The sequence below is a fragment of the Mesobacillus jeotgali genome (assembly GCF_002874535.1).
GTDB lineage: Bacteria > Bacillota > Bacilli > Bacillales > Cytobacillaceae > Mesobacillus > Mesobacillus jeotgali.
In genome coordinates this window covers 1250062-1268180 of the sequence record NZ_CP025025.1, presented here as the reverse complement: position 1 = coordinate 1268180, position 18119 = coordinate 1250062, and the positions used below count along the sequence as shown (strand labels likewise).

General features: G+C 40.1%; 20 protein-coding genes. 5 read left to right on the top strand and 15 right to left on the bottom strand.

Translation table 11 applies throughout. The annotated features are described in order from the left end of the window. Window positions 1-411 precede the first annotated feature (411 nt). The 10 genes from CD004_RS06190 to CD004_RS06145 form a co-directional block, all read right to left on the bottom strand. Window positions 412-804 (bottom strand): carbohydrate ABC transporter permease, encoded by a 393-nt coding sequence (locus tag CD004_RS06190; protein WP_180321278.1) that lies wholly within the window; start codon window positions 802-804, stop codon window positions 412-414. A 114-nt stretch (window positions 805-918) separates the two neighbouring features. Further along, window positions 919-2214: an ABC transporter substrate-binding protein gene (locus tag CD004_RS06185; RefSeq protein ID WP_102261960.1), complete on the bottom strand. Its 1296-nt coding sequence runs from the start codon at window positions 2212-2214 to the stop codon at window positions 919-921. A gap of 125 nt (window positions 2215-2339) precedes the next feature. Then, on the bottom strand, window positions 2340-2957 hold the full coding sequence (locus CD004_RS06180) for a hypothetical protein (RefSeq protein ID WP_102261959.1): 618 nt from the start codon (window positions 2955-2957) through the stop codon (window positions 2340-2342). After that, entirely contained in the window at window positions 2941-3468 is a 528-nt protein-coding gene (locus CD004_RS06175; RefSeq protein ID WP_102261958.1) for an RNA polymerase sigma factor, read from the bottom strand. The genes CD004_RS06180 and CD004_RS06175 overlap by 17 nt, the downstream gene beginning before the upstream one ends. A 250-nt stretch (window positions 3469-3718) precedes the next feature. Beyond that, a complete protein-coding gene (locus tag CD004_RS06170) occupies window positions 3719-3850 on the bottom strand; it encodes a YjcZ family sporulation protein (RefSeq protein WP_102261957.1) in 132 nt (43 codons plus the stop codon). A gap of 36 nt (window positions 3851-3886) precedes the next feature. Next, on the bottom strand, window positions 3887-3985 hold the full coding sequence (locus CD004_RS06165; RefSeq protein ID WP_023615168.1) for a YjcZ family sporulation protein: 99 nt from the start codon (window positions 3983-3985) through the stop codon (window positions 3887-3889). Window positions 3986-4146: 161 nt separating this feature from the next. Next, window positions 4147-4509, bottom strand: a complete 363-nt coding sequence (locus CD004_RS06160) for a hypothetical protein (RefSeq protein WP_158651497.1) — start codon at window positions 4507-4509, stop codon at window positions 4147-4149. Window positions 4510-4959: 450 nt separating this feature from the next. Then, on the bottom strand, window positions 4960-5259 hold the full coding sequence (locus tag CD004_RS06155; protein WP_102261955.1) for a metal-sulfur cluster assembly factor: 300 nt from the start codon (window positions 5257-5259) through the stop codon (window positions 4960-4962). 198 nt (window positions 5260-5457) lie between these two features. Continuing rightward, a complete protein-coding gene (locus tag CD004_RS06150) occupies window positions 5458-6930 on the bottom strand; it encodes a UDP-N-acetylmuramoyl-L-alanyl-D-glutamate--2,6-diaminopimelate ligase (protein WP_102261954.1) in 1473 nt (490 codons plus the stop codon). Between the two features lie 201 nt (window positions 6931-7131). Further along, the gene (locus CD004_RS06145; RefSeq protein ID WP_102261953.1) at window positions 7132-7860 is read right to left on the bottom strand and encodes a protein-glutamine gamma-glutamyltransferase; all 729 of its coding nucleotides are present in this window, start codon (window positions 7858-7860) and stop codon (window positions 7132-7134) included. A gap of 252 nt (window positions 7861-8112) precedes the next feature. Between CD004_RS06145 and CD004_RS24415 the strand changes: the two genes are divergently transcribed. From CD004_RS24415 to CD004_RS06130, 4 genes are all read left to right on the top strand, one after another. Then, window positions 8113-8241 (top strand): hypothetical protein, encoded by a 129-nt coding sequence (locus CD004_RS24415; protein WP_264190804.1) that lies wholly within the window; start codon window positions 8113-8115, stop codon window positions 8239-8241. Between the two features lie 61 nt (window positions 8242-8302). Further along, window positions 8303-8545 carry a hypothetical protein gene (locus tag CD004_RS06140; protein ID WP_404809821.1) on the top strand — a complete coding sequence of 81 codons (243 nt, stop codon included), beginning with the start codon at window positions 8303-8305 and terminating at the stop codon, window positions 8543-8545. Window positions 8546-8632: 87 nt separating this feature from the next. Beyond that, complete coding sequence (locus CD004_RS06135; RefSeq protein WP_102261952.1) at window positions 8633-9052, top strand: pyridoxamine 5'-phosphate oxidase family protein; 420 nt, start codon at window positions 8633-8635, stop codon at window positions 9050-9052. A 233-nt stretch (window positions 9053-9285) separates the two neighbouring features. Continuing rightward, on the top strand, window positions 9286-10518 hold the full coding sequence (locus CD004_RS06130) for an NAD(P)/FAD-dependent oxidoreductase (RefSeq protein ID WP_233434953.1): 1233 nt from the start codon (window positions 9286-9288) through the stop codon (window positions 10516-10518). 67 nt (window positions 10519-10585) lie between these two features. On the opposite strand, the gene CD004_RS06125 is transcribed toward CD004_RS06130, so the two are convergent. From CD004_RS06125 to CD004_RS06105, 5 genes are all read right to left on the bottom strand, one after another. After that, window positions 10586-11152 carry a M15 family metallopeptidase gene (locus CD004_RS06125; protein ID WP_102261950.1) on the bottom strand — a complete coding sequence of 189 codons (567 nt, stop codon included), beginning with the start codon at window positions 11150-11152 and terminating at the stop codon, window positions 10586-10588. Window positions 11153-11307: 155 nt separating this feature from the next. After that, window positions 11308-12015, bottom strand: coding sequence for a DUF459 domain-containing protein (locus tag CD004_RS06120; protein ID WP_158651496.1), 708 nt, complete (start codon window positions 12013-12015; stop codon window positions 11308-11310). Window positions 12016-12264: 249 nt separating this feature from the next. Beyond that, window positions 12265-13269, bottom strand: coding sequence for a YsnF/AvaK domain-containing protein (locus CD004_RS06115; RefSeq protein WP_158651495.1), 1005 nt, complete (start codon window positions 13267-13269; stop codon window positions 12265-12267). A 141-nt stretch (window positions 13270-13410) separates the two neighbouring features. Then, window positions 13411-14727: a hemolysin family protein gene (locus tag CD004_RS06110; protein ID WP_102261947.1), complete on the bottom strand. Its 1317-nt coding sequence runs from the start codon at window positions 14725-14727 to the stop codon at window positions 13411-13413. A 318-nt stretch (window positions 14728-15045) separates the two neighbouring features. Further along, the gene (locus tag CD004_RS06105; protein WP_102261946.1) at window positions 15046-15834 is read right to left on the bottom strand and encodes a TerC family protein; all 789 of its coding nucleotides are present in this window, start codon (window positions 15832-15834) and stop codon (window positions 15046-15048) included. 430 nt (window positions 15835-16264) lie between these two features. On the opposite strand from CD004_RS06105, the gene CD004_RS06100 reads away from it, so the two are divergent. Beyond that, window positions 16265-18061 carry a methyl-accepting chemotaxis protein gene (locus CD004_RS06100; protein ID WP_158651494.1) on the top strand — a complete coding sequence of 599 codons (1797 nt, stop codon included), beginning with the start codon at window positions 16265-16267 and terminating at the stop codon, window positions 18059-18061. Window positions 18062-18119 lie beyond the last annotated feature (58 nt).

Genomic DNA, 18119 nt, shown 5'->3' with positions numbered 1-18119 from the left:
TTCTAATTCAACCTCCCTTTCCGTACTTTATTATAAATAGTAAATTTTTTACAAGGTTTACTATTTCAATGTTTCTTTAAAAATAAGGGGGATGAATCATGCAAAAACTGTTCATGTTGACTTTTGTACTATTGCTCGTTTTCTCTGGTTCTGTCATTGCCTCTTCTTCACAAAATCAAAATAGAACTCCCAGCACAGTAGAGGATTACCGGGGGAAATCAGCAGTTAACCAAGAAGGGTATCTATGCTGGCAATGCACTAAGTATGCCTACCATAATGGTTACAGGACGTGTGTTTCTGGCGTTTGGCTCACAACCTGCCCTGTCATGAATTAATTAGATTAGAAAAAGGATGCTTATGTCAGCATCCTTTTTCTTTTATCCTTTTGTTCCCGATGAGATATTCGAGCCTTCAATTGATCCTTTGATTCAACAGAACGGTTAGTATAATGGCTCCCGCGGTCGTCAATGGAACTGAGAAAATAACATAATAAATATTATTTAAAAGGGAAGTGCGGAATAAATCGTCCATCGTAAACATGCGTTTGTAATTTTCCAAACCAATGAAATTCATTTTTGAAGTAATATTGTAATCTGTGAAACTTGCAGCCAGACTGAAGAGTAATGGACCTAAGGTCAGTACTAGAAACCCGATGATCCACGGTGAAATGAATAAAAATCCAGCCAAATTGTCTTTTGCTTTTCTGCTGAGACCCTTTTTTCGGGCAGCTTCAGAAGTTCGACCTTCCCTTATTACTTTAGGCCCGGATTCTCTGTGTGCTAGTGTTGTATCTGAAGACTTCATGCTTTCCTAAACCCCCTTGATGCTTTTCTTAATCGATAAATACTAAAATAGCAGACGTTAAATCCTAAAAAGTTTTTAAAAGAGAAGGGCGTTATGCGCCTTCTCCTTCTGTGATTATTTCTTTTTCATTTTTGCTATATCTTCTTCCGCTTCTTCCAATGCTTTTTCAGCAGTAGTTTTTCCTAATAGTGCATTGTCAATATGCGGGTTCAAACTGCTATGATAATCTGGATACTCAACTGGCACTGGGAACATCTTTGTATGCTCCAGGTTTTTGACAGTAGCTTCGTAGACCATCTTATCCGAACCTTCGAGTTCATTGAGGGCTGCCTCAGCTGCTTCAATGTTCGCTACATTGTCATAGTTTTTAACCGACCAATATTTCTGAGCTTCAACATCTGTCAGATACTTAATAAAGTCCATTGCTTCCTCTGGATGTTTCGCACCTTTCGGAATTTCAACCACGAATCCGCCGCCTTCAGCCCAGTTCCCCGAACCTTCCTCGTATGCAGGGATTGGTGCTACGCCAAAGTCAACATTCTGTCCGTAGTCTCTTAATTGTATGTAGAATGTTCCCACATCAACCCACATTGCAACTTTTCCTGCAATGAATGGATTTGCCTGTTCACTTCCGAACTCTGCCTGGAAAGCTTGTACAGTGTTTTCTCCGAGGCGTTCCTTCCAATCATGAATCCAATTAAGGGCTTCAACTTTTTTCGGTGTGTTGATTGTCAACTCTCCATCTTCAATAAAACCCTTGCCGCTATCTGCGTTTGTCATCCAGCTGGATGCCCCGACACTTCCCCATAAAGGATAGAATCCAATTCGTTCATAGTTATCGCCATTCTCAATATCTAACTTCTTTGCGTACTCCTCTAGCTCCGCCCAGGTTGCAGGCGGCTTCTCAGGATCAAGTCCCGCTTCCTTGAATGCTGTTTTATTGTAGAAAAGAAGGTGTGTGTCTGTATTGAAAGGGACAGCATAAGACTTTCCGTCATACTCGACAGTGTCCCATAAATGTGGGTGAAATTTTTGCTTGAATGAATCATCTATATATTGGCTTAGGTCCTCTACCTGCTTGTTTTCAGCACGCTGGGCAACTGTATTGATATTGTTGATAATGACATCCGCTGGATTACCTGCTGCCACTGATGCAAGGTTTTTTGTCCAAATATCGCCCCACGGCAGGAAAGTGTGTTTAACGAAAACTTTATCCTGTGATTCGTTATAATCATCGATTATTTTTTTTATGATCGGACGGCGTGTCTCTGAACCCCAAAATGTCCAGAAATCGACTATTACTTTTCCATCTTTCGTTTTTTCGGCATCAGCTTTTTGCTCCCCAGAGCACCCAGCCAGCAAGCCAATTAGCATAAACATTGCAATAAAAAATGCAAGACCCCTCTTCATATCTTTTCCTCCTGTATATTCAAGTTGCTTAATAAACACAAAATCAAAATTACCACGCTTGACATTAGCCTAAACATATTCTGTAAGTCTTTTAAAAAATAGGAAGAAGGACATAAAAAACAGGTTCAAAATTGAACCTGTTTTTCCATATCTTGAATCATTGCAATCACCTTATCTGCTTTATTTGCTTCTACTTTATATACGCGTTGGTCTTTCACTCTTTTGATATATACATTTTCTTCATTAACCCATAATTTACATTGGTCAGGTTTCCTGCCCTCATAGATTAATAATAAATCAAAGGCGTTTTCCATCTCCGGTGCATTTTTTACAGTGTTTCGGCCATTTACAGTGTTGTTCACTATTTCAAGCCAACCTTGTTCATCAATGATGGAAACTCCTTTTCTTGTCAGGTTCGAATGGAGATTAAATTGTTCTGGAGAATCAGATTTAGTAAGGTACGTAATCACAATTTCGCTTGATGCAAATAACTCTGCTGGATTTAGAGCAGCTACCCCTTCCTGAGAAGGACTATTGATTTCTGTTAGAAGGAAAGCTGCACAAACTAGTATCATCACAATTGTCAGGAGTCTGCCGGTCCAATTTCTTGCTATGTAGCCAATCGGCATATCCGGCCTTACGGTCTGGATTATTGTTTTATAAGTTTTTCGTTTTTGGATTTCCGATCTAGGAATTTGGCTAAGCCCCCTGAAGCTATCTTCAAGTTCAAATGATTTCTTCAATGATTTCCCCTCTTCTCTTTAACTCTTTTTTTAAGGCAGCCATTGCCCTGGAAGTAGTGATTTTCACTTTCCCTTCGCTCCAGCCAAGGATCAGTGCGGTTTCCCTAATCGAAAACTCTTTTATTTTCCTTAAAATCAATACCTCCTGGTAGTTGAGCTTCAGTGCTTTGATTCCTTTGTAAAGGAGTGATGTCTTCTCCCCTTTTACGATGATTTCGACTGGGGATGGCTGACATGATTCGATGACATACTTATCCAGTGAAAAAAAACGCAGCCGTCTTTTTCTTCTTAAATGGTCAATTGCAACATTACGTGCGATTTTCACGATCCATGTGAAAATCTGCGAATCACCGTTGAACTGATGAATATGCTTGTACACTCTTATAAAAGTTTCCTGGGTTAAATCCTCTGCGACTTCTTTTTTACCGGTCAATAATAGGAGATAGCCATAAACCTTGTCACTGTATTCCTCGTAAACCTTTTGGAATTGAATGCTGTAGTGATCGCTCAAAATTCTCCCCCCTTTTTACAGACAGTTAGACGAACAAGCGCAAAAAAAGAATCACCTTTTTCGGAATATTTTTAATTTATTTAAAAATAACAAAAATTCACTCTTTTTTCATCATTCTAATTAACTAACCTGCTGTAAAAATGAGTATCACTTATGGATCATCTTGAATCTTAGAATAAACTCAACGCAAAAGGAAAGAGGCTGTCAACAGTCATCATGACCTTTTCAACAGCCTCTTTCCTTGTTTTTATTAGCGATAGCATGCGCAGCCGACAATGATCAAGAGGATAAACAGCACAACGATCAAAACAAAACCGCTGCCGTATCCAGCTCCTCCTACGCCGTAACCGCCATATCCACAGCATCCGCTGTATCCGTACATGATAAAACCTCCTAATGAAGTTTACTTATTCAAAATTTAGTAACCGAAACCCCAAGACGCTCCGATTATGATTAAAAGAATGAACAATACTACAAGCAGGGCGAAACCGCCACCATAGCCGCATCCTTCTGACATCGTAACAACCTCCTTTTTTTGTGTCCCTATATCCTATTCAGACCGGGACATTTGTGCAATTAAACACTGAAAAAAATACTAGCCCAATTCTAGATATGAAAAACAAGGTCAAAAACAAAAAAAAGAGAACCTTGATTGGTCCTCTTTTTCGCAGATTATGCTTATCCTATTTTTACCTGACTTTCCTGTGTTTCATAAAGAAATTCATATGTAATCAAAGGTTTGACCGGGATTTCCAGCCATCTTGAAACACCGTTATTGTTCACTTTCTCCATGTAAACTGGTTTGCAATCTTCCAGCAGGCACAACCTTAACGTCTCGAACCCGCTTAATTCCTGAACCGCTCGCTCGATTTCTTTCTTTTCTTCCTCAGTCGCAAGTACTTTCTCTTTTTTAGGCTCTAGAAGGACCACAATCAATTCCTTCCGCATTTGTTTTTCCAATTCCATTCTTGCGAAAGCCAGTTTTTTCAGAGTCCTGTTCAACTGCCACATGCTGATTCCAGCTATCTTTTTATAAATCATTTTAAATGCCTCCATTATTCCCCCAACTCTTATTCTAAAAGACAATTCGAATAAACGTAAGATTATATTAGGGTATGGAAAAAATTCCATGGATGTTTTGTCTGAAACTAGTGTGCCTCGGGACAAAATCTTGAGGTGGATCCAGGGTTTTGTCCGAACCTGGGCTGACTTCGGACAAATTCACAAGACGGAGCCAGTATTTTGTCCGAACCTAGGCTGACTTCGGACAAATTCTTGAGATGGAGCCAGTATTTTGTCCGAACTTCGGCTGACTTTGGACAAATTCATAAGACCTAACCGGCGTTTCGTCCGAATCTGGTATGTCTTCTGACAAAACCATCAGGTAGTGCCGACGTTTTATTCGAACCTCGTGGAACTACAAGCTAAAATCATGAAATACACTTAAACACAGAAAAAAAGATTGCGAAGTCGCAACCTTTTTGGGTTATTTTACAAGTCCAGTAAATATTTAGCGTATTTGGACATCCTGTCTTGTGTCCATTTTGGTGCTGAGACCATTTTGATATCAATATGCTCGAGGGTACCCATCTGACCAGCCAGATGTTCACGGGCGGAGAGTGCAATATAATCAGCAAGCATGCAATCTTCATTCCTTGTAGTCATGACGATTTCGACATCTTTATCATCCTTGACACAGACTTCGTAGACGAGGCCAAGGTTCACAATATCGACTCCAAGCATGGGTTCTTCTATTTGTTCAAGCATTTTATAAATTTCTTTTTTATCCATATTGAGTACCTCCTCCCGCCTTAGTCCGGTCAATTGTCTTGCTTACTTATATCATAAGAGATGCTGTGAAAATATTGGAGTGACCCAATTCACATTTCATATTATTGTCATTATTAGAAGGATATTTTGTGTCAGATTACTCAAGCGAGTTTAAATCCCCTGAAAAAAAGCAGGCTGCTTATTCCGCCTGCTTTCCATTCAACCTATTACACTTTCCTTGTTCTGCAGTTTCTTTAAATATAACAGTGTTTCTTTATCTGACGATGTAGGAAGTTCATACATTAACTGATACTCTTCAGGTCCTTTACCCGTGATAAGGATCCACTCCCCTTTCCTGGCGTTTTCCCATGCATCTCTAATTGCCAGGGTCCTGTCTGTAATGACTTTTCCTTTATTCATGCCATATCGTTCATTCAGTTCCTTTAATTCATTGGCCATCTCTTCTTCGGATATTCCGTTCAGGTCATCGAAGGTCAAGATGAATTCATCACTCATTGCGGCCGATGCTTTAATCATATGCACTCTTTTGGTCTTGTCACGCTCTCCACGGAATCCGAATATATGCTTTATCTTAACTGCTTCATGCTCTTGTGCTGCTTGCAGGCAGTATTCAATCGCATCCTTTGTATGTGCATAATCGACAATGAAAGTAGCACCTTCAGGATGAGAAATCATCTCGAACCTTCCAGGCACTCCAGGGAAAGATTTTAGTGCTTCAGTAATCACATCAGGACTGATCCCGATTTTTACTGCTGTCAAGAAGGCCATTGCAGCATTATAGACATTGTGTAGGCCAGGGGATGGAAAAGTCAAAGGGTATGTGATCCCTCCCATTTGGATGTCAAATCTGCTTTCTCCGTTCAATTTAATGTCCTCAATTTTCAAATCGTGGATGTCATCATAACCAATTGAATATACCGGAATTTCTTTAGCTTTTAAAATACTGTCCAGCCTGTCACCCCACTCGCCCAACCTGCTGACCACAGCCGAACCCTCTTTTTTCATGTAGTTATACATCAATGTTTTGGCTTCGAAATAATCTTCAATTGTCGGATGGTAATCGAGGTGATCATGGGATAAATTCGTGAACAACCCATAATCCAGCTCAAGCCCCTCGATTCTGTATTGCTTCAAGGCATGTGATGACACTTCCAAAACAACAAATTCATCATTGCTTTTCGAAATCAATTCCTGAATTTGTAAAGCGTCCGGAGTGGTATTGGAAGGCTTGTACACTTCATTATTTATAATATAAGACACAGTCCCCAGGAGAGAGCAGCTTTTGCCCGCATGCTCTAGGATGTGCTTTAGAATGTAAGAAACGGTCGTTTTCCCATTTGTACCTGTGATGCCTATTACCGTATGCTTCCTCGACGGGTGTTGATAAAATGCGCTCGCTGCCCTTCCCAGTGCAAGCCTGCTGTCGAATACCTGAATATAAGGGACAGAAAGTTCAAGCTCATTTTCACCTATGACAGCAGCAGCACCATTGTCTATGGCTTCATTAATAAACTTGTGGCCATCTATCTGAAAGCCTGTTATCGCAACAAATAAATCTCCTGGCTCCACTTTACGTGAATCCATCTGGATTCCAGACAATTCAGGGTCTGCATCATTCATGTATTTTTTTAAACTGCTGCCGAGTTCTTCAAGCACCTTGGTTAATCTCATTTCCAAAACTCCCTTTTTAACATGCCTATAAATTCCACATCCGGAATTAGAAATGTATATAATATGTCTCTTTTTATATTCCCCCAAATTTTAAAACTATGCCTCGTAAATGATACAAGATTCCCTTTTAAAAAAAATGAGCAAAAGGAAATAGAAAAAAAGACCGGCAATTTAGCCAGTCTTTTACTATTGTTTCCTATTTCACCTTGAAAACTGGGACAAGTATTTAAAATTCAGCCTGCTATGCTGCTGGAGCATAAAGGCGGAGGTAGTCGAGCCATTTTTCCGAAGTGTATTAAGAGCACTAATCATTTCCTCAGCTGTACCTATTCCTATACCATGTCCATAATATAATCCATTTCCAAGGACTACAGCATTTTCCCCTCGCCAAATTGGTTTATCAAAATCAGGATTCATGAAATACACCACATCGCCAGGTATAAACTCATTCCCTTCTAACGTGATGATGGCCAAATCAGGGTCATAATTCCAATTCCAAACGAGCAACCCTCTGAATAAATAGTTGAAATCCGACAATCTTATTGAATCCAGAACGGCTTTGTAGAAAATGATCACCATTGCTGTGGAGCACTCGAATGCGTATTCCTGACCATTTTCATAAATATCATTAATCGCATCAGAAGGCCGGACATTCGGATTCAACAAATAGCCCCTCGGTCCTTTTGTCCAATAAACTGGATTGAATCTTGAATATTTGAAGGAGGTAAAAGCTACAGAAGCATCCTTAAGCTTTAATGCCGCTTCAATGATATTCTCGCGAAGTTTTATTTCAAAAAGAAGCTGAAAGGTTGTATCATACTCGAACATCGTCAAGCTATTGTCTAGTTGCTCGTATATTTCCTTCTGTTTCCCAGACAGATTCTGCAGCATCTGGCCGCTTGCACCATCTGGAAACCGGATGATTATCATCACACTCCCCCTCCATATTCCGCTAGTTAAACATACATTCTAACTATATGAAGGTGAATGGCTGAAAAGACATTGAACAGAATCTTGAAATAATACTGGACTCGCTCTTATTTAATCTGTAAGGAACCTGGATACCATCTTCGACCCTTGGGTTAATCTCGACAATGAGTTAAAAGGATTAATTGTTGTTTGTTTCAATTACCTATAAAAGGGTATTTTTATAATAATCCCAGCGATAAGGAGGCTTTTATCATGACAGAATTAAATAAAAATAAGAACGACGGTTCAGTTGAGCAGGAGAAGAAAAAGGAACACAACAAGGATATCGAGCCTCAAAGGGATCCTGTAAAACCACAGGAAGAGTCGAATAGCAGTAAATAAGCCATGTCCTATGATAAATAATGCAAGTTCCAGCCTTTAAAAAATAAGAGAGGTGAGCATTGTGGGAAAGGAAAAGAAAAAGAACATTCCAGTTGATAATACTCAAAATATGGACAACCCTGAGCAATATGAAACCAGAACAGAAAGTCTTCATGACAAATTCAAAAGTGAATTGACAGTCGACACGATTCCGATGGAGGACCTTAACCAGGAAAAACATGAAGAAAAGGATGGGCATCACTCAAAAGATTCATCCTCAAGCGAAAAGAAGTACAATGTAGACCTTGACAATGAATTGGATTAACTGCCCTGGGAATGCCAGGGCTTTTTTGGTTTATGAAGTCACATAAAGAGAATATTAAATACATGCACAAAAAAAGGAGGAATTCATATGGCTAGTCAAAACTTAAAAGAAAAAATCACTCAGGTACTTGGTGAATCAAAGGTTGGCACGCTGGCAACCGTAGTCGGGAATAAGCCGCACTCCCGATACATGACCTTTTTCAATGAGGACTTGACATTATACACTCCGACAAGTAAAGAAACGTACAAAGCGGAAGAGGTTGAAAGGAACCCATATGTTCATATCCTGCTCGGATATGAAGGTGAAGGAATGGGTGATGCCTATATCGAGGTACAGGGAAAAGCTTCAATCCGTGAAGATCAGTCACTCAAGGAAAAATTCTGGAATGAGAAGATGGAAAAATGGATTGAGAGCCCTCATGACCCCGATTACATTATTCTTGAAATAAAACCAGAAACCATTCGATTGATGAATGATAATGGAGAACCAGAAACAATGAATTTATAATCACCGCCAGGAGATGGAGCTATTCCATCTCCTTCTTTTTCGGATGTTTTGTCAAACTTTTGTAGAATTTTTATTGTAAATACGTATTGATATAAATATTTTAATATCGTAATCTATTGATAGATAATATTTGTGAAAAACTTCACAAATCATTTGATATATGTGGTACAAGAGAATTTTTTTTACTAATACATGTGAACCACTTCACAATAAACAACCAGAAAGAAGGAATAATGATGCAAACTCCAAAAGTAGTCATTTTAGGTGCGGGATATGGCGGTCTCATAACTAGCCGCCAGCTTGAAAAAACTTTACGTAACGGCGAAGCCCAAGTTACTTTGATCAATAAACATGATTATCACTATATTTCTACTCAACTTCATAAAACAGGTGCGGGCACTGCCTCTGACGAAAAAATCACCTTACATATTCCTGACCTTCTTAAGACAGATAAAATCAAATTCAAAAAAGGAACAGTACAAGCTGTAGACTTTACTTCAAAGAAAATCCAGCTCGAGTCTGGTGAATTTATCGATTATGATTACCTGATGATTGGCCTTGGTTTCGATGTGAGTACGTTCGGTATTCCTGGAGTTGAAGAAAATGCTTTTAAAATCAAAAGTTTCAGGAGTACGAAGGCCATATACAATCATATGCTGAGACAGTTCGCAGCGTATAAAGAGGACCTTGACCCTTCAAGACTGACTTTTGCTGTTGCCGGTGCCGGCTTTACCGGAATAGAAATGATTGGCGAACTTATAGAAGCAATGCCAAAGCTATGTCTCAAATATGATATACCTGTGTCCGCGACAAGAATTATCAATATAGAAGCGTCTCCTTCTGTTCTGCCAGGATTTGATAAAGAGGCTATAGATTTTACAGAAAGCTATTTTAAAAAGAATGGTGTAGAGCTGATGACCTCTACGAAGATACTTGAATGTTCTCCGACTTCCATAACATTGGACAACGGCGAAGAACTTCCTTCAAGGACATTAATCTGGTCGGGAGGTGTGCGGGGCAATACCCTCCTCGAAAAACTGGATTTACCTATTTCGAAGGGCCGCATCATGATTGATAAATTTTTGCGGGTACAAGGAATGGAAAATGTTTTTTGTATCGGTGACGCTGCGTTATTCCTGAAGGAGGATGGAACCCCACTCCCTCCGACTGCCCAGGTGGCCATTCAACAGGCAGAGCTTTGTGGACCAAATATAATTGCCAGCTTGAGAGGTGAACAACTCAAAGCATTCGAATACCACCACAAAGGTACAGTCGCTTCCATCGGTAACAAAGCAGCTGTTGGGAAAGTCTTCGGTTTGAAGATCACCGGTTTATTCGCTGCCTTAATGAAGCAGGTAATCGAAGCTCGTTACCTTTTAGTACTCGGTGGACCAGGACTGGTCATAAAGCAATTCTTTAAGGTAGGTAAGCCACACTCAGAGTTGGCTATTTCCAAACAAAAATGATTATTCAGCGATATTTTCATCTTGAATACTAACCTTAAAAAGCATCGGAGCCTCATGGCGCCGATGCTTAATTTTGTGAAGCAGTCAATGCATCTTCCGGAGGACGCTTCCCCCGTTTCAAGTCATTTATTGTCAGGCCGAACCGCATTTCCAAGTGAGGATAATCCTTAAAGTGATTCCAGTCTCCGCCCCACGAAAATCCGAGCTCCTTGGCAATGCCTACTACTTCCATCCAATCCGATTTCCCATTGCCATTTCCGTCATAAGTTGTGTCCCATAGGGCTTTTCCTTGTTTATTCAATAATGCGAAGTCGATTGCCAGACCAAAATTATGGTAAGACTCCCCGCCTTTAGCATGTGTGACTATCTGGCCTTCTTTAGACCTTCCCATTTCATATAACTGATTCTGTTCTTCAAAACTCCGGAAACCATCAGTTACCAAGACCCTTATACCTCTCTCTGCTGCCTTCTGGACCAGCATATCCTTATTCTCCTGGACAACTGGATGCAGTTCCTGCGGCAAAGGAACATCTTCATTAATTTCAGGCTGGGTGAGGAATTGATAATATAAAAGGAGCGCAGCCAAAATCAGCAAAAAAGTGATGGACGCGTTCCCAAAAAATTTCTTTTTCACGTTAAAATCCCTTTCAGCTATTCTTTTAATCTATTATATAACGAATTTCCTCCATTCTTGGTTTCATGGAAATTTTTTCGAGTAAAAAAACCTGGCAGTAAATTTTGCCAGGCAGTCATTCTATAACAAAGCCTTATTCAAAGACTCCAGAGCTCCTATTCAAACTTGTATTTTTCTAAAATGCGATCAGCGATCAGCTGGTATCCTTTATCATTCAAATGAAGCGAATCACTGAAATTGTGTTTTTTATCTTTTCCTTTAAACAGGTCATTAGTTGGAATAAATACGACTTGTGTTTCTTTTTTAGCGGCTTTTATTATTTCTTTATTCCAGTCATCAATCACCTCTTCAATTGCGGCACTGTCGGGGTAGGGATTATAGAGGCCCAGCAGCAGGATCGGCGCTGTCTCGTTTTCATCCGTTAAAATTTTGAGGATGGCTCTCAGGTTTTGCAAATATGCTTCCTGCCCTTTTTCTATTTCCCTATGCTTCAGATTCGCTAAATTTCTGCCATTGCTATTAATCAAATCATTCGTCCCGATGAAAAGAATAAAATAATCTGCTTCATCAAGCTTCCCTCTAATACTGACATTAGATAGCTGAGTAAGAATTCCCGAAGATTCAAGACCATATATAGCTTCATTATCAAAGTTGTAGTCCTCTTTGTTTTGATTGTTCAACTTGGTTTGCAAAGTATCAATATAACCCGAGCCTTTCTGATCTCCATAACCATAGGTGAGAGAATCTCCGAATGCTACTACCAGCCTGTCCCCTTCCTCTTTTTCAGGATTGACCATACTGAAAGCAGCTAGTAAAACGACTATAATAATGAGTGATGATATCAAGAATGTATTTTTCTTCATGATGTGCCCCTTCTCTATTTCATTTTCCCTTTTTACCCGGAATATAGTGAACACGAAACATGAAGAATTCTCCATTAAATTTTCTGTTGCTATTGCTTCATCAACATGTTATATTTATCAAGCGATGAGCTGAATTGTGTAAGTCGACAGACACTCCTTTATGGAAATGTACGATGTGGCGTGCAGTCGGTCGCCTCAATACGCAGAAAAGACGCCCTATGGGCGTCTTTTCCTATTTTTCTGGGATGTTTATCTATCCTTGTAACCATCACGGTACGTACCTGACGGATTGTTGAAACCGTCACGGTCAAGGTCAGATGAATTATTAAGTGAATTTCGTTCTCGGTCAGATGAATAATTGAGTGAATCTCGGTCTAGGTCTGCTTCATTGACCACACGATCGTCGTCAGCTTCAAGATGCGCTTCTTCATGCTTTACACTTTCTACGACTTGTTCAGTATCTGTCACTTCTCGCTTATCTATGACAAGCTCTTCAGAAACAACCGGTTTCTTAGTAACCTCTACCTTCTCTTCCATAATCGGTACACGGATTGTTTCGTCATCGTCCATCGCAGCAGCAGTACCAGAAGCAGTCTCATTCACATCACGTCTCTCCACGTATACTTTCTCACGTGTGACTGGTATGTTAACCTTCTGCTGGTCTTCGACTACTTCCTTATGGACTTCAACTTCACCTGCCTGTACCCTTTCCTTGGATACATCCAATTGTTCTTCCTTTAACTCCAGCCTTTGTTCATCATTTCTGTAACGATCAGTGTCAAGATTATTTCGATCATAGTTGTCTGTTTCGTAGTTTCCTTGTACACCAGTTCCTGCTGCCGATGTATCGGTAACATAGCCTGTTTCTTCTACATCAAGTCCAGACGCAGCCGTTTCTGCTAAAAGGATGATGCGTCCATTTCGGACATCCTCTTCATATTCTCTTGCGGCGTCATCAGTTAAGCCAACTCCAACCAGACGATCGGAAATTGAAGGCCCATTGCCTCCCAGATTTCTGTCGGCGTCAAATGCTGTCATCAGGCTTTGCCAGAAACCGCCTTCCCTATGGTCGTCAGTATCTGTTCCGATATCTTCAGTTGTTACGCCTGTTCTGCTTTCAAGTGCAGTGGTAACATCATTCGTATCACCAATGATTGAGAAATCCTGAACAGCATAGCCCTTGTTTTTATGTTCTTCTATTGCTTCAATAAGTTCTGTTTGATTATCATAAACTCCGACTACTTTTTTAGCCATTTTAAATTCCTCCATTCATTGTATGGATCCTCCGGCTGCCCCGGTAGTGTATTCTTACCCGGCATGGACACACGCTCAAACTATATAGGACTTGCCAAAATTAGCCACACTCTTTTGGAACAAAAGAAAAAGCCGGCATCATCAGTCCGGCTTTTCATCTTCGTCCATTTTTATAACCTCTAAATAGGCAATATGATATTCGTCGATCTCGATAATCTTGAAAATATAGCCTTGTTCTTCTATTTCATCACCTATTTCCGCATCGATATTCTTTGTCATGAACCATCCTCCTATAGTATCTACCTCTTCTTCTGATATAAAGATACCTAACAGGTCATTCACTTCATCTATCAATACTCTTGAGCTGAATAGATAATGATTTTCATTTACTTTTCTGATTTCTGCGATTTCGTCCACATCAAATTCATCACGGATATCTCCAACAATCTCTTCAAGAATGTCCTCGACAGTCACCAGTCCGGATGTGCCACCATATTCATCAATCAAGATGGCCATATGGATGCGCTCTTTCTGCATTTTGACGAGCAAATCATGGATTGGAATGGTTTCGATTACTCTGATGACAGGCTTAATAAATGATGACAGTATCGATTCTTTTTGAAGATCTTTGCGTGTCAATTTAGCAGTGAGTATCTCCTTGATATTGATCATACCGACTATATTGTCCTTCTCGCCGTCTATGACTGGATATCGTGTATATTTCTCTTTTTGGATCACATCAATAATCGTATCAATATCATCTGAAATATCAAATGTGACGATCTCAGTCCGCGGGACCATGATTTCTTTGGCTATACGCTCATCAAACTCAAATATATTATTAACATAGTTCAGTTCATTTTGATTGATTTCACCACTCTCATAGCTCTCCGACAAGAGAATGCGGAGCTCTTCCTCAGAATGGGCAATTTCATGCTCCGATGCCGACTTTAAACCAAACAGCCCGACAAGAAGCCTGGCAGAACCGTTCAACACCCATATGAAAGGGTACATAATCTTATAGAACCAGATTATTGGTTTTGAAAAAGCAAGGGTGATTGCTTCAGCTTTTTGAATCGCTACCGTTTTTGGAGCCAGCTCCCCAACAACCACATGTAAAAAAGTGATTAAAGCAAAAGCGATTCCGAACGATAAAATACTGGCTAAGGACGTATTAAGCTGAAAGTTCTCAAAAACGGGATGAAGCATTTCTTCAATCGTCGGTTCCCCGAGCCAACCAAGGCCAAGTGCTGTAATCGTGATACCAAGCTGACAAGCCGATAGATATTCGTCGAGATGTGTTACCACGTGCTTTGCCGATTGAGCCCCTTTTCTTCCTTCAGTGATGAGCTGATCAATTCTTGAACTTCTCACTTTTACAATGGCAAACTCTGTTGCTACGAAAAAGCCAGTTAACGAAATTAATAATACAACTAAAAACAAATTAGTAATAATCAATGGGCAAGCCCTACATTCGTAAGGCAGTCACCTCCTAGAAGACAGTACTCCATTCAAAACGGACTGATGCTCAAAGGAATATTCCTTCAGCACCATGATTTTTCGTCCATTTTTTAAATTATACCCTTATAATAAACAGCTAACGCATAATAGAGGAAAAACGTGAATCAATCCACACTTATTATTGGTATATGGAGTAGAATATATTTATGAATGGGCTGGGTGAGCAAACAGCACAGGTTACGGGAGCAAAATGAAAAACTGAAGTCAACCCTCTACATATTAATGCAGATGGGTTATACTTCAGGGTTCATGTCGTTATGATACCTTTTTGGCAGTCTCTGCAGTCTTTTCATCGGACAGGAACCAGCCCGCTGCCGCAATTCCTATAAGCACTGCATAGAATGTTAGTTTCCATTCTGTTGAATGGGAGAAGTCAGGGTTTATAATACCTAATGCAGGATGGGAAAATGTTAAAATCGCCAGCTTAACCCCTACCCAGCCAACGATGGCAAACGCAGCCATTTCCAGTCCCGGCCTTCTTTCAAGCAAATTTACGAACAAATTTGCAGCGAATCGCATGATAACGAGACCAATCATCCCTCCTGCGAAAATGACAAGGAATTGTCCACCGTCCATCCCTCCTATGTTGGGCAGCGGAGTTTCAGGCAGTACAACAGCAAGGGCTACTGCTGCAAGGATAGAATCTACTGCAAAAGCAATGTCGGCAACCTCTACTTTAAGGACAGTCCCCCAAAAACCGCTTTTGTTTTTATCTTCTTTGGTCAGTATCTGCTCTTGATTTTCTCTTTTATCCCTGAGAACAATTTTCCTGATGATGTGATTTACAGACATGAAAAGCAGGTATAAGGCCCCAATCGCCTGTACTTGCCATACATCCACCAGAAAGGAAATCACAAACAGAGATGTAAAACGAAACACAAATGCCCCTGCCAAGCCATAAAACAAAGCCTTTTTACGCTTATTCTCAGGAAGGTGCTTCACCATGAGTGCAAGTACTAATGCATTGTCCGCTGCCAAAAGCCCTTCCATCACAACAAGCACAAAAAGTACCCATCCATACTCCAGAAATAAAGTCAATTCCATTTTCTTTTCCTCCTAACCATTGATTGGTCAATCAGATACCTCTTCGCATGGCCAAAAGAAAAGACCCTTACCATCATGGTAAAGGCCTTAAATCACATAGAAAAAGACCTTTACTATGACAGCAAAGGTCTTGCTAACAACGTCCACGTTGCCAATAAAGCCGGAGACTTTCATCTCGGGAATGACGACTTTATTGTAGCAGCTACTCCCCTTTAAAAAGAGAATATTTATTTACCTTAAATATATAAAAGCACTACTATCCTGTCAAATAAAAATATAAGACTAATTAGCCTATTTTCCTTAACTAATTTTGAAAATTGCCGAAAATAACAATAATATGAGAACAATTCAGGATTCAACCGGATCCTGCATAGTAAAGTTGTTCTCGAAGAAATTTTATTGCCTACGAAGATCAGAAGGAGTGGACAAATTGTTTTTTAAGAAGAAGAAGAAGAACACTGCAAAAAAAGCAGTGACTACGAAAAAATCAAGCAAAAAAAATCCCAACAGAAATATGAGTCTAAAACTAAAGATTGTATCTTTAAGCATAATCTCAATGCTGCTCCTTGCATTGGCTACTACATTTTATGCTCAATACACCATCAGGTCTAGCAACATGGATTCGATGGAAGCAGAGCTTAATACAATCTCAAGCTTATTATCGGATCAGGTTTCTGCAGGGAAAGCACAAACAATCATTGCCAATCCTTCCAAAAACAATCCAGGTGTCACCTCAATGCAGAAACAAATGGACCAAATACTAAAAGAAAACCCATTAATACATAATCTTTATTTGATCACAATGGATGGAGATAAATTTGCTATCCCAACAATGAGCTCTGCAATGATGTCGAAGGATATTACATATGGTTCTAATTATTCTGGCGGCAAGGATTTTGATCAGGCAGCCCTAGAAGCTTTTAAGGAAAATAAAAGGACAACTACTGAAACATACCAATCTCAAAATGGTTCAAAAATGACCGGCTTTGCGCCAATCACCGATATGACAGGAAAAACAATTGCTCTTTATGGAGTCGAGTTTGACGTTTCTCAGGTAAATAAAAAAATTAATGCTGAGGTCGCAGGCATTTGGATTCTATCTCTTATAATCCTCGCCCTCTCAAGCGCAGCTATGTATTTCCTTGTGTCCAGGCTCATCAAACCACTGAATAACATCAAGGTCTTAACAGCAAACATTGCAAAAGGTGACTTGTCACAAGAAGATATCGCCGTTAAATCAAAAGATGAAATCGGAGCACTGGCTGAAAGTATCAATACAATGGCTGCCTCCCTTAGAACCCTCGTTTCCCAGGTGCAAACAAGTTCAAGGGAAGTTTCGAGTGAAACAGTTGGGTTATCCCAGATAGCCTCCAGTTCGGTAGAAGCTATCAGAGAACTGACATCAGCTAACCAGCAGGCGGCCGCAAGCACACAGGAGCAGAACGCCAACATTGAAGAAATGCAGGCAACATTGGAAGAGATCAATGCCGGTATCGAAGAAATCAACGCATCTGCTCAGCAGGCAAGCTTCATTGCTAAAAATTCAACGGTAACTTCAAAAGAAGGAACCGTAAGAATCGACGAGATGCTTGAAGGACTTGAAGCTGTAGATGAAAATACAAACCAGCTGGCAGACATTATTACCGTGCTTGAGAAACAATCAGACAAAATTACACAATTCGTCAAAATCATCAATACAATCTCTGATCAGACAAACCTGTTGGCATTGAACGCAGCCATTGAAGCTGCAAGGGCTGGCGAACATGGAAAAGGCTTTGCTGTTGTTGCAAACGAAGTACGGAAACTGGCTGAGGAAAGTGCAAAATCGGCATCCACTATCATCTCAATCGTTAACGAAAATGTCCAGAACACTCGAACTGCCGTTGACTACATCACAAAAACGAGAGAAGCTGTACAATACAATAAAGACCTTTCTGCTAAGGCAAAAAATACACTTAATGAAATTTATGAGACGACATTGGAGATTGAGGACAACTCCAATAACATCGCAACTGCCATTGAACAGCAGGTTATCGCATTTGAACAAATAACTAATTCCCTTGATACAGTATCTCAAGCATCCCAGCAGATTGCTGCAGGCACAGGACAGACAGACCAGTCCACACAAGAGCAGCTCAGAATCGCTGAAAATGTAAACGAGACGACAAAGATCCTCCAGAGGACAGCAACGGAATTAGAAAAACTGACAGGGAATTTTAAATTATAGGCTTCAGAACAAATAGCGCATGCGCCTTGAGGGGCTAGGCGCTGGAGCTGGATTAAGA

Coding starts and splice junctions, on each gene's coding strand:
- CD004_RS06185 (WP_102261960.1), bottom strand. CDS start 2,214: ATGAAGAGGGGTCTTGCATTTTTTATTGCAATGTTTATGCTAATTGGC.
- CD004_RS06155 (WP_102261955.1), bottom strand. CDS start 5,259: ATGGATAAAAAAGAAATTTATAAAATGCTTGAACAAATAGAAGAACCC.
- CD004_RS06130 (WP_233434953.1), top strand. CDS start 9,286: ATGATGCAAACTCCAAAAGTAGTCATTTTAGGTGCGGGATATGGCGGT.
- CD004_RS06190 (WP_180321278.1), bottom strand. CDS start 804: ATGAAGTCTTCAGATACAACACTAGCACACAGAGAATCCGGGCCTAAA.
- CD004_RS06105 (WP_102261946.1), bottom strand. CDS start 15,834: ATGGAATTGACTTTATTTCTGGAGTATGGATGGGTACTTTTTGTGCTT.
- CD004_RS06160 (WP_158651497.1), bottom strand. CDS start 4,509: ATGATTTATAAAAAGATAGCTGGAATCAGCATGTGGCAGTTGAACAGG.
- CD004_RS06115 (WP_158651495.1), bottom strand. CDS start 13,269: ATGGCTAAAAAAGTAGTCGGAGTTTATGATAATCAAACAGAACTTATT.
- CD004_RS06135 (WP_102261952.1), top strand. CDS start 8,633: ATGGCTAGTCAAAACTTAAAAGAAAAAATCACTCAGGTACTTGGTGAA.
- CD004_RS06165 (WP_023615168.1), bottom strand. CDS start 3,985: ATGTCAGAAGGATGCGGCTATGGTGGCGGTTTCGCCCTGCTTGTAGTA.
- CD004_RS06145 (WP_102261953.1), bottom strand. CDS start 7,860: ATGATAATCATCCGGTTTCCAGATGGTGCAAGCGGCCAGATGCTGCAG.
- CD004_RS06170 (WP_102261957.1), bottom strand. CDS start 3,850: ATGTACGGATACAGCGGATGCTGTGGATATGGCGGTTACGGCGTAGGA.
- CD004_RS06120 (WP_158651496.1), bottom strand. CDS start 12,015: ATGAAGAAAAATACATTCTTGATATCATCACTCATTATTATAGTCGTT.
- CD004_RS24415 (WP_264190804.1), top strand. CDS start 8,113: ATGACAGAATTAAATAAAAATAAGAACGACGGTTCAGTTGAGCAGGAG.
- CD004_RS06150 (WP_102261954.1), bottom strand. CDS start 6,930: ATGAGATTAACCAAGGTGCTTGAAGAACTCGGCAGCAGTTTAAAAAAA.